We start from the raw sequence: 25028 nt of genomic DNA, 5'->3' as shown, positions 1-25028 counted from the left end.
CATGAACTCCTTCGAACAGATGCAGGAAGGCCGCCCGACCGGCCCGCTGGTGCAAGGCTACGAAGTCATCATCGGCTTCGAGACCCATGCCCAGCTCTCGACCGCGAGCAAGATCTTCAGCCGCGCCTCCACCGCCTTCGGCGCCGAGCCCAACACCCAGGCCTCGGCGGTCGACCTCGCGCTGCCCGGCACGCTGCCGGTGATGAACAAGGGCGCGGTCGAGCGCGCCATCAAGCTCGGGCTCGCGCTCGGCTCGCACATCGCACCGCGCAGCGTGTTCGCGCGCAAGAACTACTTCTATCCCGACCTGCCCAAGGGCTACCAGATCAGCCAGTACGAGATTCCGGTCGTGCAGGGCGGATCGGTGTCGTTTTTTCTCGGCGACGAGAAGAAAACCGTGCGCCTGGTGCGCGCCCATCTCGAAGAGGACGCCGGCAAGTCGCTGCACGAGGACTTCGTCGGCCAGTCGGGCATCGACCTGAACCGCGCCGGTACACCTCTGCTGGAGATCGTGACCGAGCCCGACATGCGCTCCACCGCCGAGGCCGTGGCCTATGCGCGCGAGCTGCACAAGATCGTGACCTGGATCGGCATCTGCGACGGCAACATGCAGGAAGGCAGCTTCCGCTGCGATGCCAATGTCTCGGTGCGCCGGCCCGGCCAGCCGCTGGGCACGCGGCGCGAGATCAAGAACCTGAACAGCTTCAAGTTCATGCAGCAGGCGATCGACTACGAGATCCGCTGGCAGATCGGCGAGATCGAGGACGGCCGCGCTATCCAGCAGGCCACGGTGCTGTTCGATCCCGACACCGGCGAGACACGCGCCATGCGCACCAAGGAAGACGCGGCCGATTACCGCTACTTCCCCGACCCGGACCTGCCGCCGCTGGCGATCGCGGCCGAATGGATCGAGCGCGTGCGCGCCGACATGCCCGAGCTGCCGCGCGCGATGGCCGAGCGCTACGTGCGCGAGCACGGCCTGTCGGACTACGACGCCACGCAGCTCACCCAGAGCCCCGCGCTGGCCCGCTACTTCCAGAGCGCGGTGGCCGCCGGCGCCAACGCCAAGCTGGCGAGCAACTGGATCACCGGCGAGATCGCGCGCCGCCTCAACCTGCAGGACATCGCGATCGGCGAAGCACCGGTGACGGCCGCGCAACTCGCGAAGCTGATCGAGCGCATCAGCGACGGCACGGTGTCGAACAACGCCGCGCGCCAGGTCTTCGATGCGCTCTGGACCGGCGAAGGCGATGACGCAGACCGGATCATCGAGGCCAAGGGCCTGAAGCAGATGAGCGACACCGGCGAGCTCGAGAAGATCATCGACGGCGTGCTGGCCACCAACCAGAAGAACATCGACGAATACCGCGCCGGCAAGGACAAGGCTTTCAACGCGCTGGTCGGCCAGGTCATGAAGGCCAGCCAGGGCAAGGCCAATCCGGCGCAGGTCAATGCGCTGTTGAAGGCGAAGCTGGGCTGAACCAGGAAGCCGATGCCGGGCGGGCTCGACGGTCGCCTGTGGCCCCGCTACTCATCGAGGAAGCCTGCTCGGTAGAAGCTCCATGCAGTACCGTCGTGCAGGTAGAAGTGGCCGTCCGTGCAGAAGTCTTTGCCCGGGAAGAACTCCCGGTATGCGCGCGGGACCAGGCGCTCCAGCTGCTCGTCGGACAGTTCTTCGAATTGTTCTGGCGTGATGGGCTGGCCTACTTTGAGTCTGGTGGGTTCCATGATTGTGAATTGCGCTCGAAGTAACTTGAGTGATGAGTGGCGTGCGACACGATCGGCCTGCGCGCCCTCACGAACCGTTCGATTTGCGACGCAGTATGGTCCGGCTCCGCATCACTGCGAAAACGCGTGCATTGCAACGCCATGAATCTTGGAAACCGCGCGCGGATGCGCGACTCTTCATTCGCCCTGTTGCCGGACAAATACGGCCTCGACAGCTGTCTCTTCACGATGAAGTCGACACACGTCTCCAAGTCGAACGCTGGTAGCGGAAGCGCGGTCAGCGCGTCGGATTCGATGGAACTGCGAAGCGCCGGGTATCGCGTATCGACATCCGCTGGATACGTCATGAAACCAGATGAAAGCGCACACACAGCGGGTGCTGCGAGGGCGCTCTTCGTCTGGAGGTAGGTAGATACGTTCCGCCTGGCATAGCCCGCGTAGCCGTGTGCCTCGATGCAGGCAGTGATGTCGCCTTCACATGCCATGAAGCGCTGGTCGAGGTCGACAAAGTGCCAGCCCAGCCGCCCTGCCAGGGAGATCCCAACGGACGTCTTCCCGGCGCCCCCGGGGCCAACGAGGTGAACAACAGGTATCACTGCTTGTGCGCGGTGACGAAGGTCAATGCGCAGTCATCGTGCCCGTTCGGTTGCGCGCCGGCTCAGCGCGCCGTGGTCGCAGGCGCATTGCCCGCCCACAGCGGCTTGAGGCGCCCGCGCTCCTCGTCGAAGCGCGCGTTGACGCGCCTCTTCTCGTCTTCCTGGTCGCCGATGAAGCGGTTCTGTACCGCGACGCTCTTGCCGTTGTCGTCGAGCTTGCGGCGCAGGGAATCCGGCGCCTTGCTGACATCCTTCTTGTAGAACTCCAACTCGTCGTCGATCTTCTTGCGCTCCTCGGCCAGCTCGCCCAGGCGCTTCTTGGCGGCGTTGATCACTGCATCGATCTGGACCAGCGCCTCGGCGCGTTCGCGGTCGTGCGCGGTGGCATTGGGATAGCGGATCAGGAGCGCGCGTTCGCGGCGGCGCTCTTCGATCAGACGCGCCGCCTGCAGCTGCGCCTGGCGCTCGCGGTCCTCGCGCTCGGCCAGCTCGCGTGCCGTGTAGGTGGGCTCGATCTTGCGCCGCACGGAGCCGCTCGGGCTCAGTTCGCGTTGTTCGCGATCGCTGCAGTCGGCGATCGGGCGGTCGGAGGTGAGGGTGCGCCCCCGGGCGTCGACGCAGCTGTAGATGCCGGAGCTCGCGGCCGGCGCCGGTTGCGCAGGGACCACACCGGCCCCCGCCAGCAAGAGGGCCAGAGAAGCGATGCGAGTGAGGATGCGCGCCAACGTCGGTCCTTCAAACAGTGGAATCAACCCGCGCCGTAGCGCGCCCTGTATGCCAGCACTCCCTCCCGGTGGGCGCGCAGCTCGTCGTCCGCGCGGCCCGAGAGGTAATGTAACAAGTCGTCAAGCGTCGCGATCGCTACCACCTGCAGCCCGAGCTGGTTGCGGACATATTGCACGGCGCTGTGCGCCACATCGATGCCGTTCTCGGTCGCCTTCTCCTGCCGGTCCAGCGCGATGGCCACCGCGTGCGGGGTGGCGCCGGCGCTCTGGATGGCGGCGATGGACTCGCGCACCGCAGTGCCGGCCGACATCACGTCGTCGACGATCAGCACGCGGCCCTTGAGCGGCGCGCCGACCAGCGTGCCGCCCTCGCCGTGGTCCTTGGCTTCCTTGCGGTTGTAGGCAAAGGGCACGTTGCGGCCGCGCCGGGCGAGTTCGGCGGCCACCGTGGCGCCGAGCGGGATGCCCTTGTAGGCCGGGCCGAAGATCATGTCGAAGTCCAGGCCGCTCGCGATCAGCCGGTCTGCATAGAATCCAGCGAGCCGCGCGAGCTTGGCGCCGTCGTCGAACAGGCCCGCGTTGAAGAAGTAGGGGCTCATGCGGCCGGCCTTGGTCTTGAACTGGCCGAAGCGCAGCACCCCCGATTCGAGCGCGAACTGCACGAAGGCCTGCGCCAGCGCACCGCCCTCTCCCACCTCTGTCACCTCTTCAGCCATCGGGAACGTCCTTGTGTTCAAACTGACCAGCCTCAACCTCAATGGCCTGCGCTCGGCCGCGACCAAAGGCGTCGCCGACTGGGTTGCCGAACTGGCGCCGGATTGTATTTGCATGCAGGAAATCCGCGTCCAGGCCAGCGATATCGAAGGCCGGTTCGAGGCCATGGCCGGTCTCAAGGGCCACTTCCATTTTGCGGAGAGGAAGGGCTACGCCGGCACTGCGGTTTACACCAAGCACGAGCCCAGCGAGGTCGTGGTGGGCTGGGGCGACAAGGAGTTCGATGCCGAAGGCCGCTACCTCGAACTGCGCTTCGATACGCCCAAGCGCAAGTTCTCGGTCATCAGCTGCTACTTTCCGAGCGGCTCCTCGGGGGAGGAGCGGCAGGCGGCGAAGTACCGTTTTCTCAAGGGCTTCTTCCCGCACCTGATCGCGCTCAAGGCCGAGCGCGAGTTCGTCCTCTGCGGCGACATCAACATCGCGCACAAGGAGATCGACCTCAAGAACTGGCGCGGCAACCAGAAGAACAGCGGCTTCCTGCCCGAGGAGCGCGCCTGGATGACGAAGCTGCTCGACGCCGGCGCGGAGGGCGCCGGCCTGGTCGACGTCTACCGGATGCTCAAGCCCGACACCACCGACGAGGCCTACACCTGGTGGAGCAACCGCGGCCAGGCCTATGCCAAGAACGTGGGCTGGCGGCTGGACTACCACCTGGCGACGCCGAAGACCGCCCAGCTCGCGCGCAGCGAGCAGATTTTCAAGACCATCAAGTTCAGCGACCACGCGCCGATCACGGTGGACTACGAGTTCACTCTGTAAAGGCTCTCCCCCAGGCCACCCCCCTCGCCGGGGGCGATACCAGCAGCCCGGCGAAGCCGGTTCCGCGGTATCCCTGGAATGAGGCATGCCTATCGGCGTCCGGCGTTCTTTGCCATATAGACCTGGTGCAGCGTAATCTTGCGCGCCTCGGCCTGGCTGGTCTCGATGTGGGCGCGCAGCAGCATCGCGGCCTGGTCGCCGCGGTTGGCGCGGATCGCCTTGAGAATTTTGCCGTGTTCCTCGTAAGTGGCGTCGATGCGCGGCTGCTTGGTGAAGTCGAGCCGGCGAATGATGCGGATGCGGTCGGTCACGTCGCGATGCACGCGCGCCATCTCCGCATTGCCCGCGGCCGCGACCAGCGCACAGTGAAAGGCCTCGTCCCATTGCGCGACCTGCACGCCGTCCGCGCTGCGCTGCGCCACCGGCACCAGCCAGATGTCGGCCAGCGCATCGAGCAGGCTGCGATCCACGCGCCGGTCGGTTTCGCAGAGCCGGTGCGCCGCGGTGGTCTCCAGCACCATGCGCAGGTCGTAGAGCTGTTCGAACTGGTCGAAGTCGAAGGGCAGCACGCGCCAGCCGCTCCTGAACAGCACCTCGACGAAGCCCTCCTGCTGCAGCCTGAAGAGCGCCTGGCGCACCGGCGTGCGCGAGACGCCGAGGCGCTCGCTGATCTCGTTCTCGGTGAAGCGGTCGCCCGGCACCAGGCTGAACTCGGCCACGTCGCGCTTGAGCTGCGCGTAGACCTCGTCGGCGCGGGTGCGGAACGCGGCCGTGCCCTCGGCTGCAGGCTGGGAAGGAAGGGAGCGGGATCGAACGGTGGACACGCAGGGATGTTAGTGGTTGCCGAGCGCACCGAGCAACGCGGTGCTCGGCGCGGTCCAGCCGACGATCGCACCCTGGGCGCGGATCATCTCGATGGCCGCCGTCTTGAAGGCGGGGAAGTAGCTCTCGGTGCAGTCTTCCAGCAGCAGGCAGTCGTAGCCGCGGTCGTTGGCCTCGCGCATGCTGGTCTGCACGCAGACTTCGGTGGTGACGCCCATGAAGATCAGTTTGCGGATGCTGCGCTGCTGCAGCATGGACTGCAGGCCGGTGGCATAGAAGGCGCCCTTGCCGGGCTTGTCGATCACGATCTCGCCATCGACGGGTGCGAGCGCATCGATGATCTGGTTACCAGGTTCGCCGGCGACCAGGATGCGGCCCATGGGGCCCGTGTCGCCGATGCGGAGCACCGGGTTACCGCGGTTGCGCTTGGCCGGCGGGCAGTCGGCGAGGTCGCGGCGGTGGGCTTCGCGCGTGTGAATGACGAGGCCGCCCTTTTTTCGCCACGCATGGAGGACCGACTGTGTCGCAGGGACGATGGCCTGGAGCAGCGAGACATCGTTGCCCAGGGTCTCGCCGAAGCCGCCGGGTTCGACGAAGTCGCGTTGCATGTCGATGATGACGAGGGCTGTCCTGTCCAGCTCGAACTCGTAGGCGAAGGGGTTGGCGTCTATCTGCATGGACTTGGCTTTACTCCCTCCCCCTCCGGGGGAGGGTTGGGGTGGGGGCGCTGGGCCCTTGTTTGAGCGTTGCGCTTGGTTGGGCACCAGAGCCTGAGGCATTCGCTTCGCTCGGCCGCCTGAAGCGAGCATCGCAGGTTGCCCCGGAGCGAAGCGCAGGGGACACGCACAGTGGGGTCGCCTTTTCTTTGCTTACTTTCTTTTGGCGAAGCAAAAGAAAGTGAGTCGCCCGCCGGGGCGAGACCCGGCTCCAGGCCCCAGCAAGGAACAGCGACGGTTCAAAGGCCCAAGGGCCCCCACCCCAACCCTCCCCCAAAGGGGGAGGGAGCAAAAGCAAGACCGCACTCATGCGTGATGCCCCCCACCCATATGCGCTCCCAACACATGCCGCTCCGCAGAAGCCGCGGAGGTTTCGAACACGATCCGTCCTTCGCTCATCACGACGATCCGGTCTGCCAGTTCCAGCAGCTCGTCGAGGTCTTCGCTGATGAGCAGCACGCCGCCGCCCTTCTGCCGCACCTGCACGATGCGGCCGTGGATCTCCCGCACGGCGGCGAAGTCCAGCCCGAACACGGGATTGGCGGCAATCAGCACGTTGATGTCGCCGGCCAGCTCGCGGGCCAGTACGGCGCGCTGCACATTGCCGCCCGAGAGACTGCGGATCGGCGCGCCCTCGCCCTGGGTCTTCACACCGTACTCGGCAATCCACTCGCGCGCCCGGCTGCGCCAGGCCGGAAAATTCAACACGCCGCCGCGCGCCAGCGGCGGCTGGTCGAAGTCGCGCAGCGCCATGTTCTCCGCCACGCTGAGATCGCCGACGCAGGCGTTGCGCAAGGGCTCCTCGGGCAGGCTGCGCAGCTTCAGGCGCCGGTTCTCCTCGCGCCGTGCAGCGTAGGGCTCGCCCATCACGGTCACGCGGCCTGCGAGCCGCGGGCGCTGTCCGACCAGCGCCTCGACCAGCTCGCGCTGGCCGTTGCCCGAGACGCCGGCCACGCCGAGGATCTCGCCCGCGCGCACGGCGAGGCTCAGGTCGTGCACGGCCAGCGTGCCGCGGTCGCCCTGCGCCTGCAGGCCCTCGACCTGCAAGGCGATGAGCGCGTCCGCCGCCGTCTCCTTCATCGCATGCAGCGCCCGGCCGACCGGCGCTGCGGTGTCGCTCTCGGGCGGCGGAGCCTCGCCTTCGCCCATCATCGCGGCGGCCAGCCGGCGGGGGTCGGTGTCGGCCACGCGGCAGTGATGCACGGCTTTCCCGCGCCGCAGCACCGTCACGCTGTCGGCATAGGCCATCACCTCGCGGAACTTGTGCGTGATGATGAGCACGGTGCACAGGCCGCTCTGCGCGAAATCGCGCACATGGCCCAGCACCTCGTCGGCCTCCTGCGGGGTCAGTACCGAGGTCGGCTCGTCGAGGATCAGGAGGCGCGGCTTCAGGTAGAGCTGCTTCAGGAGCTCCAGCTTCTGCTTCTCGCCGGCCGCGAGCTCGGAGGGCCGCCGGTCGAGGTGGAGACTGAAGGGCGTGGTGGCCAGAAAGGCCTCGAGCTCGGCGCGCTTGCGTTTCCAGTCGATCAAGGCCGGCGTCTTGCCGCCGGCCAGCAACAGGTTCTCGGCCACCGTCATGCCGGGCGCCAGCGTGAAGTGCTGGTAGACCATGCCGATGCCGAGCGCGCGCGCCACCACCGGGTTGGCGATCTCCTGCTCGCGCCCATCGATCAGGATGCTGCCCTCCTCTGCGCGCTGGTAGCCCGCCACGCACTTGACCAGCGTGCTCTTGCCGGCGCCGTTCTCGCCCAGCAGCGCATGCACCGTGCCGGGCTCGACCCGCATCGTGACGCTGTCCATCGCGGTGAAGCTGCCGAAGCGCTTGGTCAGCTGGTAGGTGTCGAGCGCGAGCGCGCCGGTGGCGGCCGGCAGCGCGCCGATGGGTTGAAGTGAGGCATCGGCCATGCTCTGCCTCACATCGAAGCCAACGCATCGAGCAGCGCGCCCGAATGCGCGTGCGCGCCGAACACGCCGCCCTGCATCGTGATCATTTTTAAGGCTGCGAGATGGTTGCCGTGGTCAGTCGCGGCCGTGCAGTCCGACAGCAGCAGGCATTCGAAGCCGCGGTCGTTGGCGTCGCGCATCGTCGTGTGCACGCACACGTCGGTCGTGATGCCGGCCAGGATCAGGTTCTCGATGCCGCGCGTGCGCAGCACCAGCTCGAGATCGGTGGCGTAGAAGGAGCCCTTGCCGGGCTTGTCGATCACCACCTCGCCCTCGATCGGCGCAAGCGCGGGAATGATCTCCCAGCCCGGCTCGCCGCGCACCAGGATGCGGCCGCAGGGGCCGTCGTCGCCGATGCCCACGCCGCCGGCGCCGATCTGGCGCGAGCGCCAGCGCTTGTTGGCCGGCAGGTCGGCCAGGTCGCGACGATGGCCCTCGCGCGTGTGGATGATGTGGAAGCCGAGTGGCCGCAGGCGCGCCAGCGTGCGCGCGATCGGCGCGATCGGCACCTGCACGAGCGACAGGTCGTAGCCCATCACGTCGACGTATCCGCCCTTGCCGCAGAAATCGGTCTGCATGTCGATCACGATCAGCGCGGTGTTGTCGGGCCGCAGTGCGCCGTTGTAGGGCCAGCGATAGGGCTCGGCCGCGACGTAGCGTTCGTTCATAGGGCCTCCGGTCCCTTGTAGCTGCGCTCCGGCGACTCGAAGCCGAAGCCGCTGCCGTCCTTCACTTTCACCTCATCGCTCCACGGCAGCTTGTAGCGGCCGGCCGCCATGTCCTGCATGTAGGTGTAGGGGCAGTCCTGTGCGCCGCCTTTCACCGCGACGTAGCCGCGGTGGTAGAGCTGGTAGATGTTGTTCTCCACGCCCCAGCCGGTGCGGGCCTCGCGCGCCAGGTCGGGCCGGAGCTCGGCGGTGATGATCTCGTCGGGCCGGCCGCCGCCCTCCACCAGCACGGTGCCGTCGAAGTTGCAGAACATGCCCTCGCCCATCGAGTCGAAGGTGCCGTCGCTGCCGCACATGCAGACGCTCGCGGTGTACGCGAGATTGCAAAAGGCGTTGGCCTGGTTGGTGATGCGCCAGGCATGGCGGATCGGCGCCGTGTAGCCCGCTGTGCGGACGATGATCTCGGCGCCCTTGTACGCGGCCTCGCGCGCCATCTCAGGCAGCATGCCGTCGTGGCAGATGATCAGGGCCAGCTTGCTGCCCTTGGGCCCGTCGCACACTGGCACGCCGATGTTGCCGGGCTCCCAGGGTTCGACCGGCACCCACGGATGCATCTTGCGGTAGTAGAGGCGCAGGGCGCCCTGGTCGTCGATGATCAGGCCGCTGTTGTAGGGATTGCCGCCGGGGTTGGCTTCCATGATCGAGAAGCAGCCCCAGATCCTGTTGTCGATGCAGGCCTTCTTGAAGGCCGCCACCTCGGGCCCGTCGAGCGAACACATGATCTCGGGCGCGGTGTCCATCGAAAGGCCGTGCAGCGCGTATTCCGGGAACACCACCAGGTCCATGGTCCCCTGGTTGCGCCGCGCCTTGGCCACCAGCTCGCAGATGCGCTGCGTCTGCGCCGCGAGATCGGCCTTGGTCTTGACGACCGGCAGCTGCAGCTGCACCAGCCCGAGCACGACGCCGTTCTCCGATTTGTTGAGACCACCCAGACCGCTCATCGCTTGGTTCCTTTCTCAGCGGGTCGACGACAGCTCGCCGGGACTGCCTGCCGCCACGCTGCCCGGCTTGCAGGTCAGCACCAGGATCACCAGCGTCAGCACATAGGGCACCGTGTTGAAGAGGTGGTAGCCCCAGCCCACGCCGATCGATTGCAGCGCCGGCCCGATGGCGCCGGCACCGCCGAAGAGCAGCGCCGCGCCGATGCAGCGCAGCGGACTCCAGCGAGCGAAGATGACCAGCGCCACTGCGATCAGCCCCTGCCCGCTCGAGATGCCCTCGTTCCAGCTGCCCGGATAGAAGAGCGTGAGCGAGGCTCCACCGAGCCCGGCGATAAAGCCGCCCGCCGTGGTGGCCGCGATGCGCAGCCCCGCGACCGAATAGCCGAGCGCACGCGTTGCATTGGCCGAGTCGCCCGCCATGCGCACCAGCAAGCCGATGCGCGTGCGCGCAAAAGCCCACCACAGCAGCAGCGCGAGCGCGATGCCGATCGGCACCAGAGCGTTGACCTGCAGCGCCGAGCGCACCACCGGGTTGTCGCTCCAGTCGCCGAGCGGAATCGCCGGCAGCTGCGGCGCCTGCGGCTGGATCAGCGGCTTGCCGAGGTAGAACGCGAGCCCGGTGCCGAGCAGCATCAGCGCAATGCCGGTCGCAACGTCGTTGACGCGGTCGAGCGAGCACAAGAGGCCATGCAGCAGCGCCAGCAGCGCACCGGCCACGGCGCCGATCAGCACGCCGAGCCAGGCCGAGCCGGTGAGCCAGGCGCCGCCGAAGGAGGCCATGGCCGACAGCACGAGCACGCCTTCGAGGCCGAGGTTGATGCGGCCCGATTTCTCGGTCAGGCATTCGCCGAGGCTCACGAAGAGAAAAGGTGCGCCGACGCGCAAGGCGCCGCCGACGATGCCGGCCACAAGTGCGATCCATTGGTCGGCGGTCATACCGGCTCCTTGCGCATCTGCGGCTCGGCGGGACGCGGCATGCGGTTCTTGAGCAGCGTCTTCCAGTCGACCATGCGCAGCCCCTCGCTCGCAAGAATCAGCACGAAGGCGATGCCCTGCAGCACCAGCACCGACGCATCGGGCAGGCCGAGCCGCCGCTGCAGCAGGCTGCCCGCGGCGCCGAAGCCGCCGAACAAGATCGCCACCGGAATCACGGCCACCGGGTTGTGGCGCGCAATGAAGGACACCAGGATGCCGGCATAGCCGTAGCCCGCGATCAGCGAGGCGTTGGCGTTGGTGTGAACCGCCGCGACTTCGACCGCGCCGGCCACGCCGGCACAGGCGCCGCCGAGGCCGCAAGCGGCGAGGATCAGCCGGTTCGCGGGCAGCCCGACCAGCTGCGCGGTGCGCGGATTGCCGCCCACCACCCGCACCGCAAAGCCCGAGGCCGTGGCGCGCAGCCACAGCCCCGAGGCCACGCAGGCCACGATGCCGATCGCGAGCCCCCAATGCACGTCCGAGCCGCCGACGCCGCCGATGGCCAGCCCCTCCGCGAGCGAGCGCGTGGCCGGCTTGTTGAGGCTGGCAGGATCGCGCAGCGCGCCCTCGACCCAATGCTTGAAAAGCCCGATGGCGACATAGGCCAAGAGCAGGCTGCTGATGGTTTCGTTGATGCCGCGGTACTGGCGCAACCAGCCGGCCAGCGCGATCCACAGCGCACCGGCCAGCGCGCCGGCGAGGCACAGGGCTACGGTGCCGATCGCATTGCCCGGCAGCGGCAGCGCATAAGGCAAGGCCGCGCAGGCCAGGCCGCCCAGCACCAGCGCGCCCTCGCCGCCGATCACGACCAGGCCGGCGCGCGCGGGGATCGCGACGCACAGCGCGGTGAGCATCAGCGGCGCGGCGCGCTGCAAGGTGTTCTGCCACGAGAACCAGTCGCCGAAGGCGCCCTTGAAGAGGATGACCCAGACCTCCAGCGGACTCACGCCGGCGAACCAGACGAAAACGCCGAACAGCAGCAGCGCCGCCGCGATGGCGAACACCGGGAGGGCGGATTCTTTCAATGCGTTGGGCATCGTCGGCTCGCGAGCAGCGGATGGATCAGCCGATCGAGCCGACGACGCCTTCCACGAGGTAGTTCATCTTCTCGAGCTCGAGGTCGGTCTGCTTGAGCGCCTTGCCGGCGGGAATGACGACCACGCCCTTGTTGTCCTTCAACCCGCCCTGGAAGATGTCGAAAGTCCCGGCGATCATCTTGGCCTTGATCTCGTCGGCGTTCTTCTTGGCCGCGTCGCTCACCATCGGTCCGTAGGTCGAGGTTTTCACGTAGCCCTCCTTCAAGCCGCCGCGCAGGAAGTTGGGATGCGGCTTGCCGGCCTGCGCCGCTTCGATGATGGTCTTGTAGGCCGTGAGCCAGTTCCACTCGGCGCCGGTGAGGTAGGCGTTGGGCGCCAGCTTGGCCTGGCTCGCGTGGTAGCCGCAGACCATCTTGGCGCGCTTGGCCGCGGTCTCGACCACCACCTTGGGGCCGTCGACGTGCATCGTGAAGACATCGCAGCCCTGGTCGGCCAGGCTGTTGGTGGCCTCGGCTTCCTTGACGGCCATCGACCAGTCGCCGGTGAAGATCACGCTGCAGGTGATGCCGGGCTTGACCGAGCGCGCGCCCATGGTGAAGGCATTGATGTTGCGCAGCACCTGCGGAATGGGCTTGGCCGCGACGAAGGCGATCTTGTTGCTCTTGGTCATGTGGCCGGCGATCACGCCGTTCAAGTACTGGCACTCGTCGATGTAGCCGAAGAAGCTGCCAGCGTTCTTCGGATGCTTGCCTTCGGACCAGAGGCCGCCGCAGTGCGAGAAGCGCACGTCGGGGTTCTTCGGTGCCACGGCCAGGATGTGCGGATCGAAGTAGCCGAAGGAGGTGGGGAACAGCAGCTTGGCGCCGTCCTGCGCGATCATGCCGGTCATGGTCTTCTGCACGGCCGCGGTCTCGGGCACGTTCTCTTCTTCCACCAGCTTGATGCCGGGCATCTTCTTGAGCTCGGCCGCGGCCTGCGCATGCGCCTGGTTGTAGCCGTAGTCGTCGCGCGGGCCGACGTAGATCACGCCCACGGTCAGCGGCTTCTGCGCGCTCGCCAGCGCGCTCCAGCCGCCGAGCGTGGTGGCGGAGGCAAGTGCGGCGAGGGACTTGAGGGAATCGCGGCGGTTGAACTGGCTCATGGTTGCTCCTGGAAGTAGGTGGGGACTGGGAGGGATTGATCAGGCAAGCAGGCTCACGTGCGCGGCCACCACGCGCCAGCCCTGGTCGGTGCGCATCCAGGTCTGGCTCTGGCGTCCCGTCTTCGCGCTGCCTTCGCGGCGGAACTCGATGTTGGCGGTGGCGAAGTCGCGGCCATAGGTGGTGATCGCGGTGCGCAGCACGTCGCGTGCCAGGCCCTGCGAGGGCCGCGCGGCGCGGAAGGCCTGGATTTCTTCGTAGCCGTAGAGGTTCTCGGTCGCGCCGTAGCGCAGCGTGTGCGGGCTGTTCCAGAACAGTTCGTCGAGCACCTCGACCTTGTTGTGGACCAGCGCGTCTTCGTAGCGCGCGAAGGCGGTCGTCACTTCGGCCAGCACGTCGGGGAGGTTGATCTCGGGCGTCATCGTGTCGTTCTTCACGAGAGGGTGGCGACGGGCGACTGAACCACGCCGGCCGATTCGAGCGCGGCGGCCACGCGCAGCACCAGGTCCTCGCGCCAGGGCGCGGCGATCACCTGCACGCCGATCGGCAGGCTCGCATGTGCGCCCCACACCGGCACGGCGCACACCGGCAGGCCGATGCACGAGATGGGCTGGGTCAGCACGCCCATGTTGGGCCGCACCTGCGCGCGCTGGCCGTTGAGCTCGAACCATTCGGCGCCGATGGGCGTGGCGGCGCAGGGCGTGGCCGCGGCGAGCAGGATGTCGAAGCGCTCGAAGACCCGCGCTGCCTGCTCGGCATAGAGGCGCCGCACGCGCTGCGCGCGCGCCACCCAGGCGGCCGGCAGCAGCGCGCCGGCCAGGAAACGGTCGCGCGAGAGCGGCTCGAAGTCCTGCGCGCGCGTGCGCAGATCGCTCAGGTGCAGCGCTGCGCCTTCCGAGTTGGTGATCAGGAAAGCGGCGGCGCGCCCGGCCTCGACCATCGGCAGCTCGACGGTGCGGCTCGCGCCCAGTGCCTGGGCCACGGCGTCGACCGCGGCGAGCGCCTCGGGCTGTGCGCGCTGCCGGAACCAGCCGCCGAGCACACCGACGCGCAGGCCCTGCACGCCGCGCGACAGCAGGTTGGCGACCGGCTCCACGGCGCGCTGGGCGCAGCCGGGGTCGCGCGGCGCCAGTCGTTCCGGTCCCTGCATGGCGTCGTAGGCCAGTGCCAGGTCGCGCACCGAACGTGCAAAGGGCCCGAGGTGGTCCAGGCTCGAGACGAAGGGATAGCTGCCGGTGCGCGGCAGCCGGCCGAATGTGGGCTTGAGCCCGAACACGCCGTTGAGCGAAGCGGGCACGCGGATCGAGCCGTTGGTGTCGGAGCCGAGCGCGAGCGCCACCTGGCCGGCGGCCACCGCGGCGCCGGAGCCGCCGGAGGAGCCGCCGGCGATGCGGTCGAGGTCATGCGGGTTGTGGGTCGCGCCGACATGGCTGTTCTCGGTCGTGAAGCCGTAGGCGTACTCGTCCATGTTGAGCGCGCCGACCAGCACCGCGCCGGCGCTTTCGAGGCGGCGCACCAGCGTCGCGTCGCTGCGAGCGGGCATGCGGTCGCGCTCGATCTTCGAGCCGGCCAGTGTCGGCAGGCCGGCGACGTCGAACAGGTTCTTGACCGCGAACGGCACGCCGAGCAGCGGCAGCTCGCGCGTGCGCACGCCGTGCGCGGAGGCCAGCGAGGCATCGACCTGGCCGGCGCGGCGCAGCGCGCGCTCGCGGACCACCTCGGTGAAGGCGTTGACGCGGCCATCGGTCGCGGCGATGCGGTCCAGGCTGGCCTGCGCCAGCGCGACCGCGCTCACCGCGCCCGAGCGCACCGCCTGCGCCATCGCGGCGGCATCCTGCAGCAGCAGGGCGGCGGGTGTCATGCGCCGGGCTCCGGGGGTACGACCGGCGAGAAGTGGACGGCCGGTTCTGCGTGCGGGTCCAGCGGCACGGCCTCCACCACCTCCGCGAATTCGGCCGCGAGCGCGAAGTAGCGCAGCACGCCGGCGCGATGGTCGGGCCGCAGCTTCAGATCGAGCGCGGCCGCCGCGGCATCGACGTAAGCCTCGATCTGCCTGGGTGTCATCGTCTCACCTCGCGTTGGAAGATCTCGAGGCTCAGCTTCTTGGTGCTGATGAAACTCGGCGCGCTCAGCGTCTCCAGCGTGCGCGGGCGCGCATCGGCGTAGTCGAGGATCTCGGCCACCCGGGTCGGCCGCTTGGTGAGCAGCAGCACCTGGTCGGCCAGGTACACCGCCTCTTCCAGGTCGTGCGAGACCAGCAGCATCGTGGTGCCGGTTTGCATGAAGACTTCCTGCAGTTTCTCGCGGATGAAGAGCGTCATCTCGAAGTCGAGCGCGGAGAAGGGCTCGTCGAGGAACAGCACCTCGGGATTCGGCGCCAGCGCGCGCATGATCGAGGCCGTCTGCTGCTGGCCGCCCGAGAGCTCGTACGGATAGCGGTGCAGATCGAACTTGACGTCGAAGGAAGCGACCAGTTCCGCCATGCGCCGGTCGACCTCGGCCTTGGAGCGGCCTTCGAGCTTGAGCGGGTAGGCGATGTTGTCGATGGTGCGCATCCACGGGAACATCGCTTCGCGGTAGTTCTGGAACACGTAGCCGATCTTGGTGTCTTTCAGCGACTTGCCGTCGAACAGGATCTCGCCCGAGTCGATCGGAATCAGCCCCGCGATCATGTTGATCAGGGTCGACTTGCCGCAGCCGTTGGGCCCGAAGACCGAGACGATCCGGTTCTTCGGAATGTCGAGGTCGAAGTTCTCGTACAGCGGCCAGCCTGCGAAGTACTTGGTGAGGCCGCGGATCGTGATGTGCGTGCCGGCCGGGCCGGGCGCGAAGACGGGCTTCGGGACATCGGCATACACCGGGCCGTTGATGACGGTGTCGGTGGCAGCTCTCATCTTCCGCTCCAGTGCACGATGCGGCGTTCTGCGAGCAGGAAGAGGATGTTGAGCGCATAGCCCAGCGCGCCCGCCGCGAGGATCGCCGCGTACATGCTCTTGACGTTGAGCACCTGCTGCGCATCGATGATGCGGTGGCCCAGGCCGTTGTCGGAACCGATGAACATCTCGGCCACGATCACGATCACCAATGCCATCGAGACTGCCGAGCGCAGGCCGACGAAAGAAGGCTGCAGGCTCTCCCACACCAGCACGTCCTTGAAGATCTGCCAGCGCGAGGCGCCCATCACGCGCGCTGCCATCACGCGCTGCTTGCGCGCGTTGATCACGCCGTAGGCGCTGTTGAACACCACGATCAGCAGCGCGCCGAAGGCCGCGATGGCCACCTTGTTGACGTCGGACACGCCGAAAATCAGGAGGAACAGCGGGATCAGCGCCGACGACGGCGTGGAGCGGAAGAAGTCGATCAGGAACTCGACGCTGCGATAGGCCTTCTCGTTGCTGCCGAGCAAGACGCCCAGCGGCACGCCGATGGCCGCCGCGATCAGGAAGGCCTGCAGCGTGCGCCAGACCGTGACCGCGAAATCCATCAGCAGCGGGCCGCCCGCCAGGCCGGTGACCAGCGCCGCGATGGTGTCGGCCGGCGTCGGCAGCAGGATCGGCTTGATGAAGCCGAGCCGCACCACCAGGTCCCAGAGGATGAACAGCACGATGGGGCCGATGGCGGGTAGCCACTTGCTCCATGACGACTTCTTCGGCGCGGCAGCGGCCGCGGCGCCGGCGGTCCATGGCGTGGCAGCCGCGGGGCTGGTGCTCGTGGTGGCCATGATCAGCCCTTGTAGAGCAAGCCGTCCACCGGCACCTTCTTCTCGAAGATGCCTTTCTCGGTGAACAGGTCGTAGAACTTCTGGAAGTAGGCGACGTCGCTGGGCTTGAACTCGTTGTAGAGCATGTACGAAGCCAGCGGCACCTCGGCCGTGAGCGCACCCTCGATCGCGGTGTAGCCCTTCATGTGTTGCCGCGCGTCCCCGGGCTTGGTGCGCACCAGCTCGACGCCGCGCGCGTAGGCGGCGATGAATTTCTTTGCTGCTTCGGGATTCTTCTTGATGAATTCGGTGGTCAGGCTGGCGGCGCCGCCATGCCACGGCGCCATCGGATCGCCGAGGATGTACTTGGCGACGACGCCGGCCTCGATCACGCGCGTGGTGCCGTTCATGCGGCCGACCGTGCCCGTGGGCTCCAGTGTGTAGCAGGCATCGACCTGGCCTGCGACCAGCGATGCGACGTGCTGGCCGATCGGCAGTTCGGAGACCATCGCGCCGGTGGCGCCGGCGCGCTCCAGCATCGTCTTGCACAAGGTCATGTTCTGGATGCCGGGACCGGAGGCGACCTTCTTGCCCTTGAGCTCGGCCATGGTCTTGATCGGGCTGTCCTTGGCGACGATGAACTCGTCGAGCACGAACTTGGCGTTGCTCGGGTTGGTGCAGAAGATCTTGAACAGGCCGGGCTGCGCGATCTCGCCGATGGCGAGGTTGGCCGAGCCGGTGCCGTTGGAGCTGCCGTCGGAGCGGCCGGAGAGCATCGCTTCCATCACCTGCTGCGCGCCGGCGAACTTGAGCGGCTCGACCTCGAGGCCGGCTTCCTTGAAGTAGCCGCGATCGATGGCCGCGAAGAAGGGCAGCCCCGCCGCCACCGGCCAATAGCCGATGCGGATCTTCGGCGCGGCCTGGGCCAGCACCAGCGAGGGTGCGGCGAGCGCGGCGATGCCCGCGGCGCCGGCTTGCAGCACACGTCGGCGCGACGCGGCGGGTATCGAGTTGACGATGCTCATGGAACACTCCTTGTCGTTGCCTTGCGGGACTCGATGTAGCGGCGCCAGCCGCCCAGATGCGTGATGTCTTCGGCGCCTTCGAGCGCCAGCCCTTCGCAGAGAAAGCCCTGCAAGCTGCTGCCGTCGGCCAGCGCCAGGGTGCCGATGCCGAGCGGCGCCGGAATCAGCGACACGAAGGAGCCGTAGTGCGCGAGCGGCATCTGCCACACCTCGACCGCGATCGCCGCACCTTTCGTGCCCGGCACGCGCACCAGTCCGGGCTTGGGCGGCACCGTGCCGGGCAAGGCGTAGAGGCGGTAGTGCGGCGCGGTCGCCGTCTGCGCCACGAGCGTGGCGCCGCGCTCCGTCAGCTGGCCGTTCAGCGGCATGCCCGACAGGTGTGCGCCGACCACCGCGAGCCTGACCATGGGCTCGGCCGCGATCAGCGGCAGCGCCTCGGGCGCGGGCAGCGGTGCACCGGTCGCGCCCAGCGGCACGCCGGTGGCGTGGTGGAAGCGCTGGCCCAGTTCGGCCAGCTGGAAGTCGCTGCCCGAGCGGCCGATCAGCGTGATGCCGAAGGGCAGGCCGTCCTCGCGCAGGCTGCTCGGCACCGAGATCGCCGCATAGTCGAGCAAGTTCACGAAGTTGGTGTATTCACCCAGGTTGCGGTTGAGCGCCACCGGCGCGGCCTGCATCGCGTCGGTCGTGTAGTGCGCGGGCGCGGTGGGCACCAGCAGCACGTCGATGTCGCGCCACATCGCGGCCGCGCGCTGGCCGAGTGCGTGCAGCTTCGCGCGCGCATCGACGAAGTCGGCCGCGCTGTATCGCCGGCCCGCGGCCAGGATGCCGCGCACCGGCTCGATCACTTCGCTTTCATGCGCGTCGAAGAAGCCGCGGACGGCGGCATAGCGCTCGGCGACCAGCGCGCTGTCATAGAGCAGCGCGGCGGCTTCGGCCAGCGGCGCGTAGTCGATCGCCACCGGCGTGCCGCCCAGGGCCTGCATCTGCGCGACGGCGCGTTCGAAGGCGACCGCCGACAGCGCATCGCCGAAGAAGCGCGGCGCCGAGGGCAGGCCGAAGCGGAAGCGCGCGGGCAAGGGTTCGGCGGCGAGCTTCAACTCGCGCGAATAGGGATCTTCGGCATCGAAGCCCATCGCCGCCTGCAGCACGCGCGCGGCCAGGCCCACGGTCCTTGCGAAGATCGACACGCAATCGACGCTCTGCGCCGCCGGTACCACACCGCGCGCGCTGATCAGGCCGCGCGAGGGCTTGATGCCGACGATGTTGTTGAGCCCGGCCGGCACCCGGCCCGAGCCCGCGGTGTCGGTGCCCAGGGCGAAGTCGACCTGGCCGGTGGCGACCACGTAGGCCGAGCCGGAGCTCGAGCCGCCCGACACGTAGCGCGCATCGAAGCTGTTGGGCACGGCGCCATAGGGCGAACGGGTGCCGTTCAGGCCGCAGGCGAACTGGTCGAGATTGGTCTTGCCGGCGAGGCTTGCACCGGCATCGAGCAGCCGCTGCACCACATGCGCGTGGGTGGCCGGCGTATAGGCGAAGGCAGGACAGGCCGCCGTGGTCGGCATGCCGGCAGCGTCGATGTTGTCCTTGGCGGCGAAGCTGAGGCCGGTGAGCGGCCCCTCGGCCGCGCCGGACAACGGCGGGTCGAGCCGCGCGATCCATGCCTGCGCGACCCCTCCGTTCACTTGGTCTGACACCTCGCCGCGAAGCGAGGCCTTTTCATGCACCATCATCAAGCATCCTGTCTTGTGTACAAGACGAGATGCAAGTGGCGTGCCAGCGGAATGCGGCGCAAGGCCGCTGTCCTGGTTGGGCTAGCGCTTGTGCTCGCGGTACAGCACCATGCCCGCGTGGTAGAGCACGCCGTCACGGAACTCGCCGTCGGCGGTGAAGCCGGTGTCGTCCACGTAGTCGATGTGATCGCCGGCGAGCACATAGCGGCCCTGATAGGCGCTCTTGCGATTGCCGCGCGCCTCGTCGTAGCGTCCGCCGGGCAGGAGCTCGTGGCGGATGTAGCCGTCCTTGGTCACCCACATGCCGGCGTAGGCGTTCTGGTCGTTCGATCGGTTGTTGGTGGTCGTCATTGCCTTGGGTCCTTGAATCGAGTCGGGGGCGCGTTGCGCGTCGGCGGGCGGCGCCGTCATGACGCCCATGGCGAGGCCGAGCAGAAGCAGATGGCTGTGCATGGTCGGGCTCCTTTTCAGTGGGGGCTCGCCGTCGGGCGCGCGATGATTTCGCTGGCGTCCACGTCCTCCGGCTGCTCGATCGCAAAGGCGATGGCGCGCGCGATGGCCGTGGGCGACTCGGTCACGCCCGGCGAGATCACGGTGACGCGGATGTCGCCGCCCGCCTCCTGGCGCAGCCGTTCGGAGATCGCGTGCACCGCGAACCTGGAGGCGCAATAGACGAACTGCCCGCAGCCCTGCGCGCGCATGCGCGGCAGGCCGGCGGCGATGCCGTGCAGCACACCGCGCACGTTGACGTCGAGCATGCGGTCCCACTCGTCGACCTTGAGTCCGGCGTTGTTGACGATCACGTCGACGCGGCCGAAAGCCTCGGTCGCCTCGTCGATGAAACACTGCATGCTGGCGCGCCGCGTGACGTCGAGCGCCTGGTAGCGCGCCGAACCGCCGGCTTCGACGATCTCATTGGCGAGCGCATTCAGCCGGCCGATGCGGCGGGCCCCGAGCAGCACGCGCGCGCCGCGCTGTGCCAGGAGCCTGGCGGTGGCTTCGCCGATGCCGCTGCTCGCGCCGGTGATGGCGACGACTTTTCCTTCGATTCCTGACATGTTGCGTTCCTTGGCTGCGGGGGAGTGGAACGAAGTCTAGGAACGAGGGAGCATGAGGCGGTAGCCGATTCGCCCGCGCTTCTTGCCTGATCCTGCAAGGCGCAGCTTCAGAGCACGGACAGCGACTCGAACGCAACGCCCTGGCCAGCGGCCTGCCTGATCGGCTCCGGGTCGACGCCGGAGCGCAACGCGCGCAGCAGCGCGGTGTCCATGTAGACGCGCTCCTCGGCGATCTTGCCGTCCCTCAGCCGAAACTTGTCGACACCGCGCCAGTCGAAGCGCTTGCCGCCGACCTGGCGCGTGCACTGCCATTCGATGATCACGATGTCGCCGCGCAAGCTCCAGTCCAGGAGCTGCCAGACGAGGTCGGGCGCGGCCTCCCGCTGCACGTCGTTCAGGCGCCCGAGCTCGTTGCCGGCAATGGGGCGATCGACCAGCGGCGTGCGCAGCACCCCGTCCGGATGCCAGAGCGCGAGAAAGGCCTCGCCATCCCTCGCGGCCCATGCGGCGGCGAATTGGGTGATGAAATCCTGGATCTCTGCGTCGGTCATGGATCGGCTCGCTTTCGTTGTAATGACGCAGCGATGATCGCGAAGTGCGGTGCACTTGCCCGGCCATATCCGGACATCATCATCCGAACGCAAGAATTCATGAAAGGTCTACCGTGAAGATTCTCGTGACCGGCAGTTCCGGCCACCTCGGCGAGGCGCTGATGCGCAGCCTGCAGGCCACGACGCACGAGGCAGTCGGCATCGACGCGCTGGCGTCGCCGTACACACGCCATGTCGGTTCGATCGCGGACCGCGCGCTCGTGGCCCGCTGCATGCGGGGCGTCGATGCCGTGCTCCACACCGCGACACTGCACAAGCCCCACGTGGCCACGCACAGCCGCCAGGACTTCGTCGACACCAACATCACGGGCACGCTGAACCTGCTGGAAGAAGCGACAGCCGCAGGCGTCGGCGCCTTCGTCTTCACCAGCACCACCAGCGCCTTCGGCCGTGCGCTGACGCCGCCGCCGGGCGCGCCGGCGGCCTGGGTCACCGAGGACGTGGCGCCGGTGCCGAAGAACATCTACGGCGCCACCAAGGTCGCGGCCGAGGACCTGTGCGAACTGTTCCAGCGCCAGCAGGGGCTGCCCTGCATCGTGCTGCGGACTTCGCGCTTCTTTCCCGAGGAGGATGACCAGCGGCATGTTCGCGAACGCTACGAGGACGCGAACGCGAAGGTCAACGAGTTCCTGCATCGCCGGGTCGACGTGGAGGACGTGGTCGAGGCGCACCTGCTCGCCATCGACCGCGCGGCCGGGATCGGCTTCGGCCGCTACATCATCAGCGCGAGCTCGCCCTTCACGCGCGAGGACTTGCCGACGCTGCGCATCGACCTGCCCGCGGTGGTGGCACGCCACGTGCCGCAGTTCGAGGCCGAGTACGCGCGGCGCGGGTGGCGCATGTTCCCGGAGATCGACCGCGTCTACGTCAACGATCGCGCACGCGCCGAGCTCGGCTGGCAACCGCGCCACGACTTCCAGGCGGTCATCGAACGCCTTCGCACCGGTGGCGACCATCGCAGCGCGCTGGCGCAGGCGATCGGCTCCAAGGGCTACCACGCGACCGTCTTCGCGGACGGCCCCTATCCGGTGGAATAGCTCGAAGACAGCTCAGCCGCGCTTCGCCGCGCGGTAGAGCCCTTCGACCTTGGGCACGTTGGCCTCGAGCTTGGCGATGCGGTCCGGCCCGCTCGGGTGTGTCGAGAGAAAGTTCAGCCCGCCCTGGTTCTTCGAGGCCTGCGCCATCTTGTTCCACAGCGAGATCGAAGCCTTCGGGTCGTAGCCGGCGCGCGCGGCGAGTTCGAGCCCGACCAGGTCGGCATCGGTCTCGTCGCTGCGGCTGAACTTGAGCGTGAGCAGTTGCGTGCCGGCCCGCGCCGCAAGGTCGCCGGCCTGCCCGAGGCCCAGCAGCTGGGCCGTGATCGACAGCGCGGCGCCCGTGCCCGCGCTCTTGGCCAGGCGGGCGCGCGCATGCTCGCGCAGCGCATGCGCCATCTCGTGGCCCATCACGATCGCGACCTCGTCGTCGCTGAGCTTGAGCTGGTCGAGGATGCCAGTGAAGAAGGCGATCTTGCCGCCCGGCATGCAGAAGGCGTTGATCTGCTTGCTGCCGATCAGATTGAGCTCCCACTTCCAGCGCGCGGCGCGCTCGTTCCATTGCGCTGCGAACGGGATGATGCGTGCCGAGATGGCGTGCAGGCGCTGCAGCTGAGCATTGCCCTCGCCGGCCAGCGCGCCCTTGGCCCTGGCCTGCGCCATCAGCTCGCCGTATTGCTGCACGCCGGCCTGCTCGACGTTCTCGGCCGGCACCAGGTTGCGCGCCACCGAGGACTTGCCGACCTCGACCTGCGCGAGCGCCGGTGTCACCGCGGCCGCGCCCGCAGCCAGCAGAAATGCGCGGCGGGCTTGCCAGGTTCCGGAGCGAGAAGTGCAGCGCAAACACATGCGGGAATAATAAGAGAGCCCAAAGACCCTCATTCATGTCCGCACCCCCGGCTGACGAAGCCTCTCCTGCCCTGCCTTGGCGCGACGCGCTCAAGGTTTATCTCGAACCGGCCACGCTGCGCATGCTCGCGCTGGGCTTCTCCGCGGGCCTGCCTCTGCTGCTGGTGCTGGGCACGCTGAGCTTCCGGCTGCGCGAGGCGGGCATCGACCGCACCACCATCGGCTACCTGAGCTGGGTCGGCCTGGCCTATGGCTTCAAGTGGGTGTGGGCGCCGCTGGTGGACCGGCTGCCGATCCCGCCGCTGACCACGCTGCTCGGGCGCCGCCGCGGCTGGCTGCTGCTGGCGCAGGCGATAGTGATCGCCGGCATCGTCGGCATGGCTTTCAACGACCCGCGCGCCGGGCTCGCGCCGCTCGTCTGGTGCGCGCTGCTGGTGGCTTTCGGCTCGGCCACGCAGGACATCGCGCTCGACGCCTTCCGCATCGAATCGGCCGCCACGCGCAAGCAGGCCGCGCTGGCGGCGGCCTACCAGACCGGCTACCGGCTGGCGATGATCTGGGCCGGCGCCGGCGTGCTGTGGATCGCGGCCTGGGCCGAGATCTCCGGCGCCGCGGGCTACCAGAACGGCGCCTGGAAGGCCGCCTACCTCGTGATGGCGGCTTCGATGGCGGTGGGCGTGATCACGGTGCTGCTGTCGCCCGAGCCGGTGCGCGTGGCGCTGCCGAAGGCGAAGAACGCGGCCGAGTGGCTGCAAAGCGTGCTGATCGAGCCCTTTGCCGACTTCATCCGCCGCTACAAGTGGCAGGCCGCGCTGATCCTCGCGCTGATCGCGGTCTACCGCATCAGCGACGTGGTGATGGGCATCATGGCCAACCCCTTCTACGTCGACATGGGTTTCACCAAGGACGAGGTGGCGACGGTCAGCAAGATCTACGGCGTGGTGATGACGCTGGCCGGCGCCTTCGTCGGCGGCGTGCTGTCGATGCGCTTCGGCGTGATGCGCGTGCTGATGCTGGGCGCGGTGCTGAGCGCCGCGAGCAACCTGCTGTTCGCCTGGCTAGGAACGCGCGGGCACGACCTCACCGGCCTGGTGCTGGTGGTCTCGGCCGACAACCTGGCCGGCGGCATTGCATCGGCCGCCTTCATTGCCTACCTGTCGAGCCTGACCAACATCAGCTACTCGGCCACGCAGTACGCGCTGTTCAGCTCCCTGATGCTGCTCTTGCCCAAGTTCATTGCCGGCTACTCGGGCGTCTTCGTCGACCACTACGGCTACAGCGCCTTCTTCATCGGCACCGCGGCGCTGGGTGCGCCGGTGCTGCTGCTGGTGGCGCTGGCCTCTCGAGCCTTCAAATCGGCGCCATAATGACTCCATTTCGGAGGCATTCGGTGGCCAATCTGTCGATCAAAGGCGTTCCTGACGATATCGCCGAGCGCCTGCGGCAACGCGCCGCACGCAACCACCGCTCGCTGCAAGGCGAGCTGATGGCCATCATCGAACAGGCCGCCGGGGAGCCGAAGCCCGTGCCCTCCCACGCCTTTCAGCGCGCGAGCAAGTCCATCGAACAGATCGCGGCCGAGCACCGCGCCCGCTTCCCGCAGCCCATCGCCCACGGCCCCGACGCGGTCGACATCATTCGCACCGAACGGGACGTCCGGTGAGGGCGCCGGCCCCCGCTCCCCGCGCCGCCGAACCGCCGGTGCCCTACCTGATCCGGCCGCCGATGGTGGTCGACTGCAGCGCGCTCAGCGCCGTGCTGTTCGACGAGCCGATGCGCGATGCCGCGCTGGCGCGCCTGGTCGGCCACAGCCTGCACGCGCCGAATCTGCTCGATCACGAGATCGCGAGCGTCGCGCTCAAGAAGCTGCGGCAGGACTGGCCTGCGGACTCCGTCGCGCTCGCGCTGGGCGACTACCACGCCGACGACATTCGGTTGCACCCGGTCGACATCGCCGGGCAATACGAGCTGGCGCAGCGCTACCAGATCTCGGTCTATGACGCCGCCTACCTGTGGCTCGCGGCCGAGCTCCGGGCGCCGCTCGCCACGTTCGACCCGAAGCTTGCCGCCGCTGCCCAGGCGCACCTCAACGGCGCGCCTTGAGCCGGGGGATTGACCGACATCGCGATCCGGCAAC

Annotated in this window: 29 protein-coding genes; 6 read left to right on the top strand and 23 right to left on the bottom strand. The window is 68.2% G+C overall.

Annotated features, from left to right (window positions below):
* The first annotated feature begins 1 nt into the window (after window position 1).
* Window positions 2-1480 (top strand): Asp-tRNA(Asn)/Glu-tRNA(Gln) amidotransferase subunit GatB, encoded by a 1479-nt coding sequence (gatB, locus tag ACSQ89_RS01885; protein WP_436292387.1) that lies wholly within the window; start codon window positions 2-4, stop codon window positions 1478-1480.
* Between the two features lie 47 nt (window positions 1481-1527).
* On the opposite strand, the gene ACSQ89_RS01880 is transcribed toward gatB, so the two are convergent.
* From ACSQ89_RS01880 to pyrE, 4 genes are all read right to left on the bottom strand, one after another.
* Window positions 1528-1728, bottom strand: coding sequence for a hypothetical protein (locus ACSQ89_RS01880; protein WP_093104243.1), 201 nt, complete (start codon window positions 1726-1728; stop codon window positions 1528-1530).
* The gene (locus ACSQ89_RS01875; RefSeq protein WP_436292386.1) at window positions 1704-2324 is read right to left on the bottom strand and encodes a shikimate kinase; all 621 of its coding nucleotides are present in this window, start codon (window positions 2322-2324) and stop codon (window positions 1704-1706) included. Before ACSQ89_RS01875 ends, ACSQ89_RS01880 begins: the two co-directional genes overlap by 25 nt.
* 62 nt (window positions 2325-2386) lie before the next feature.
* The gene (locus ACSQ89_RS01870; protein ID WP_436292385.1) at window positions 2387-3049 is read right to left on the bottom strand and encodes a DUF4124 domain-containing protein; all 663 of its coding nucleotides are present in this window, start codon (window positions 3047-3049) and stop codon (window positions 2387-2389) included.
* Between the two features lie 23 nt (window positions 3050-3072).
* Window positions 3073-3765 (bottom strand): orotate phosphoribosyltransferase, encoded by a 693-nt coding sequence (pyrE, locus tag ACSQ89_RS01865; RefSeq protein ID WP_093104248.1) that lies wholly within the window; start codon window positions 3763-3765, stop codon window positions 3073-3075.
* A gap of 13 nt (window positions 3766-3778) precedes the next feature.
* Between pyrE and ACSQ89_RS01860 the strand changes: the two genes are divergently transcribed.
* A complete protein-coding gene (locus ACSQ89_RS01860) occupies window positions 3779-4582 on the top strand; it encodes an exodeoxyribonuclease III (protein ID WP_093104249.1) in 804 nt (267 codons plus the stop codon).
* Between the two features lie 89 nt (window positions 4583-4671).
* Here the strand turns inward: ACSQ89_RS01860 and ACSQ89_RS01855 are convergent, their stop codons facing one another.
* The 18 genes from ACSQ89_RS01855 to ACSQ89_RS01770 form a co-directional block, all read right to left on the bottom strand.
* On the bottom strand, window positions 4672-5406 hold the full coding sequence (locus ACSQ89_RS01855; RefSeq protein WP_093104251.1) for a GntR family transcriptional regulator: 735 nt from the start codon (window positions 5404-5406) through the stop codon (window positions 4672-4674).
* 9 nt (window positions 5407-5415) lie between these two features.
* Window positions 5416-6081, bottom strand: coding sequence for a cysteine hydrolase family protein (locus ACSQ89_RS01850; protein ID WP_436292384.1), 666 nt, complete (start codon window positions 6079-6081; stop codon window positions 5416-5418).
* A 345-nt stretch (window positions 6082-6426) separates the two neighbouring features.
* Entirely contained in the window at window positions 6427-8025 is a 1599-nt protein-coding gene (locus tag ACSQ89_RS01845; protein ID WP_436292383.1) for an ABC transporter ATP-binding protein, read from the bottom strand.
* Window positions 8026-8033: 8 nt separating this feature from the next.
* The gene (gene biuH / locus ACSQ89_RS01840) at window positions 8034-8732 is read right to left on the bottom strand and encodes a biuret amidohydrolase (RefSeq protein WP_436292382.1); all 699 of its coding nucleotides are present in this window, start codon (window positions 8730-8732) and stop codon (window positions 8034-8036) included.
* Entirely contained in the window at window positions 8729-9733 is a 1005-nt protein-coding gene (locus tag ACSQ89_RS01835; protein ID WP_436292381.1) for a formamidase, read from the bottom strand. The genes biuH and ACSQ89_RS01835 overlap by 4 nt, the downstream gene beginning before the upstream one ends.
* A gap of 15 nt (window positions 9734-9748) precedes the next feature.
* Window positions 9749-10669, bottom strand: a complete 921-nt coding sequence (locus ACSQ89_RS01830; protein WP_436292380.1) for an ABC transporter permease — start codon at window positions 10667-10669, stop codon at window positions 9749-9751.
* The gene (locus tag ACSQ89_RS01825; RefSeq protein WP_436292379.1) at window positions 10666-11745 is read right to left on the bottom strand and encodes an ABC transporter permease; all 1080 of its coding nucleotides are present in this window, start codon (window positions 11743-11745) and stop codon (window positions 10666-10668) included. Before ACSQ89_RS01825 ends, ACSQ89_RS01830 begins: the two co-directional genes overlap by 4 nt.
* 25 nt (window positions 11746-11770) lie before the next feature.
* Entirely contained in the window at window positions 11771-12886 is a 1116-nt protein-coding gene (locus ACSQ89_RS01820; RefSeq protein WP_436292378.1) for a BMP family ABC transporter substrate-binding protein, read from the bottom strand.
* A 39-nt stretch (window positions 12887-12925) separates the two neighbouring features.
* Window positions 12926-13306, bottom strand: coding sequence for an oxalurate catabolism protein HpxZ (gene hpxZ, locus ACSQ89_RS01815; protein WP_093104659.1), 381 nt, complete (start codon window positions 13304-13306; stop codon window positions 12926-12928).
* Between the two features lie 11 nt (window positions 13307-13317).
* The gene (locus ACSQ89_RS01810; protein WP_436292377.1) at window positions 13318-14745 is read right to left on the bottom strand and encodes an AtzE family amidohydrolase; all 1428 of its coding nucleotides are present in this window, start codon (window positions 14743-14745) and stop codon (window positions 13318-13320) included.
* On the bottom strand, window positions 14742-14948 hold the full coding sequence (locus tag ACSQ89_RS01805) for an AtzG-like protein (RefSeq protein WP_436292376.1): 207 nt from the start codon (window positions 14946-14948) through the stop codon (window positions 14742-14744). The genes ACSQ89_RS01810 and ACSQ89_RS01805 overlap by 4 nt, the downstream gene beginning before the upstream one ends.
* On the bottom strand, window positions 14945-15778 hold the full coding sequence (locus tag ACSQ89_RS01800; protein ID WP_093104266.1) for an ABC transporter ATP-binding protein: 834 nt from the start codon (window positions 15776-15778) through the stop codon (window positions 14945-14947). Before ACSQ89_RS01800 ends, ACSQ89_RS01805 begins: the two co-directional genes overlap by 4 nt.
* A complete protein-coding gene (locus ACSQ89_RS01795; RefSeq protein ID WP_093104268.1) occupies window positions 15775-16605 on the bottom strand; it encodes an ABC transporter permease in 831 nt (276 codons plus the stop codon). The genes ACSQ89_RS01800 and ACSQ89_RS01795 overlap by 4 nt, the downstream gene beginning before the upstream one ends.
* A gap of 2 nt (window positions 16606-16607) precedes the next feature.
* Entirely contained in the window at window positions 16608-17609 is a 1002-nt protein-coding gene (locus ACSQ89_RS01790; RefSeq protein WP_093104269.1) for an ABC transporter substrate-binding protein, read from the bottom strand.
* Window positions 17606-19339, bottom strand: a complete 1734-nt coding sequence (gene atzF / locus ACSQ89_RS01785) for an allophanate hydrolase (protein ID WP_436292375.1) — start codon at window positions 19337-19339, stop codon at window positions 17606-17608. Before atzF ends, ACSQ89_RS01790 begins: the two co-directional genes overlap by 4 nt.
* Window positions 19340-19420: 81 nt before the next feature.
* Window positions 19421-19792, bottom strand: coding sequence for an Atu4866 domain-containing protein (locus tag ACSQ89_RS01780; protein WP_436292374.1), 372 nt, complete (start codon window positions 19790-19792; stop codon window positions 19421-19423).
* Window positions 19793-19806: 14 nt separating this feature from the next.
* The gene (locus tag ACSQ89_RS01775; protein ID WP_436292373.1) at window positions 19807-20397 is read right to left on the bottom strand and encodes an SDR family oxidoreductase; all 591 of its coding nucleotides are present in this window, start codon (window positions 20395-20397) and stop codon (window positions 19807-19809) included.
* A gap of 107 nt (window positions 20398-20504) precedes the next feature.
* On the bottom strand, window positions 20505-20948 hold the full coding sequence (locus tag ACSQ89_RS01770; RefSeq protein WP_436292372.1) for a nuclear transport factor 2 family protein: 444 nt from the start codon (window positions 20946-20948) through the stop codon (window positions 20505-20507).
* A 113-nt stretch (window positions 20949-21061) separates the two neighbouring features.
* Here ACSQ89_RS01770 and ACSQ89_RS01765 point away from each other — a divergent pair, with 113 nt between their 5' ends.
* On the top strand, window positions 21062-22045 hold the full coding sequence (locus ACSQ89_RS01765) for an NAD-dependent epimerase/dehydratase family protein (RefSeq protein WP_436292371.1): 984 nt from the start codon (window positions 21062-21064) through the stop codon (window positions 22043-22045).
* Between the two features lie 12 nt (window positions 22046-22057).
* Here the strand turns inward: ACSQ89_RS01765 and ACSQ89_RS01760 are convergent, their stop codons facing one another.
* On the bottom strand, window positions 22058-22891 hold the full coding sequence (locus ACSQ89_RS01760; RefSeq protein WP_093104275.1) for a M48 family metallopeptidase: 834 nt from the start codon (window positions 22889-22891) through the stop codon (window positions 22058-22060).
* Between the two features lie 35 nt (window positions 22892-22926).
* Between ACSQ89_RS01760 and ACSQ89_RS01755 the strand changes: the two genes are divergently transcribed.
* Genes ACSQ89_RS01755 through ACSQ89_RS01745 form a run of 3 tightly spaced genes read left to right on the top strand, consistent with a single transcriptional unit; the run spans window position 22927 to window position 24994 of the window.
* Window positions 22927-24258 (top strand): AmpG family muropeptide MFS transporter, encoded by a 1332-nt coding sequence (locus ACSQ89_RS01755; protein ID WP_436292370.1) that lies wholly within the window; start codon window positions 22927-22929, stop codon window positions 24256-24258.
* 23 nt (window positions 24259-24281) lie between these two features.
* Window positions 24282-24554 carry a FitA-like ribbon-helix-helix domain-containing protein gene (locus ACSQ89_RS01750; RefSeq protein WP_436292369.1) on the top strand — a complete coding sequence of 91 codons (273 nt, stop codon included), beginning with the start codon at window positions 24282-24284 and terminating at the stop codon, window positions 24552-24554.
* Window positions 24551-24994, top strand: a complete 444-nt coding sequence (locus ACSQ89_RS01745) for a type II toxin-antitoxin system VapC family toxin (RefSeq protein ID WP_436292368.1) — start codon at window positions 24551-24553, stop codon at window positions 24992-24994. Before ACSQ89_RS01750 ends, ACSQ89_RS01745 begins: the two co-directional genes overlap by 4 nt.
* Window positions 24995-25028 lie beyond the last annotated feature (34 nt).

The organism is Variovorax sp. LjRoot175 (genome assembly GCF_964253805.1).
In the GTDB taxonomy this organism is placed as follows: Bacteria; Pseudomonadota; Gammaproteobacteria; order Burkholderiales; family Burkholderiaceae_C; genus Variovorax.
Note: the sequence above shows the minus strand (reverse complement) of the source record. Positions and strands in the feature narration are given on the sequence as shown.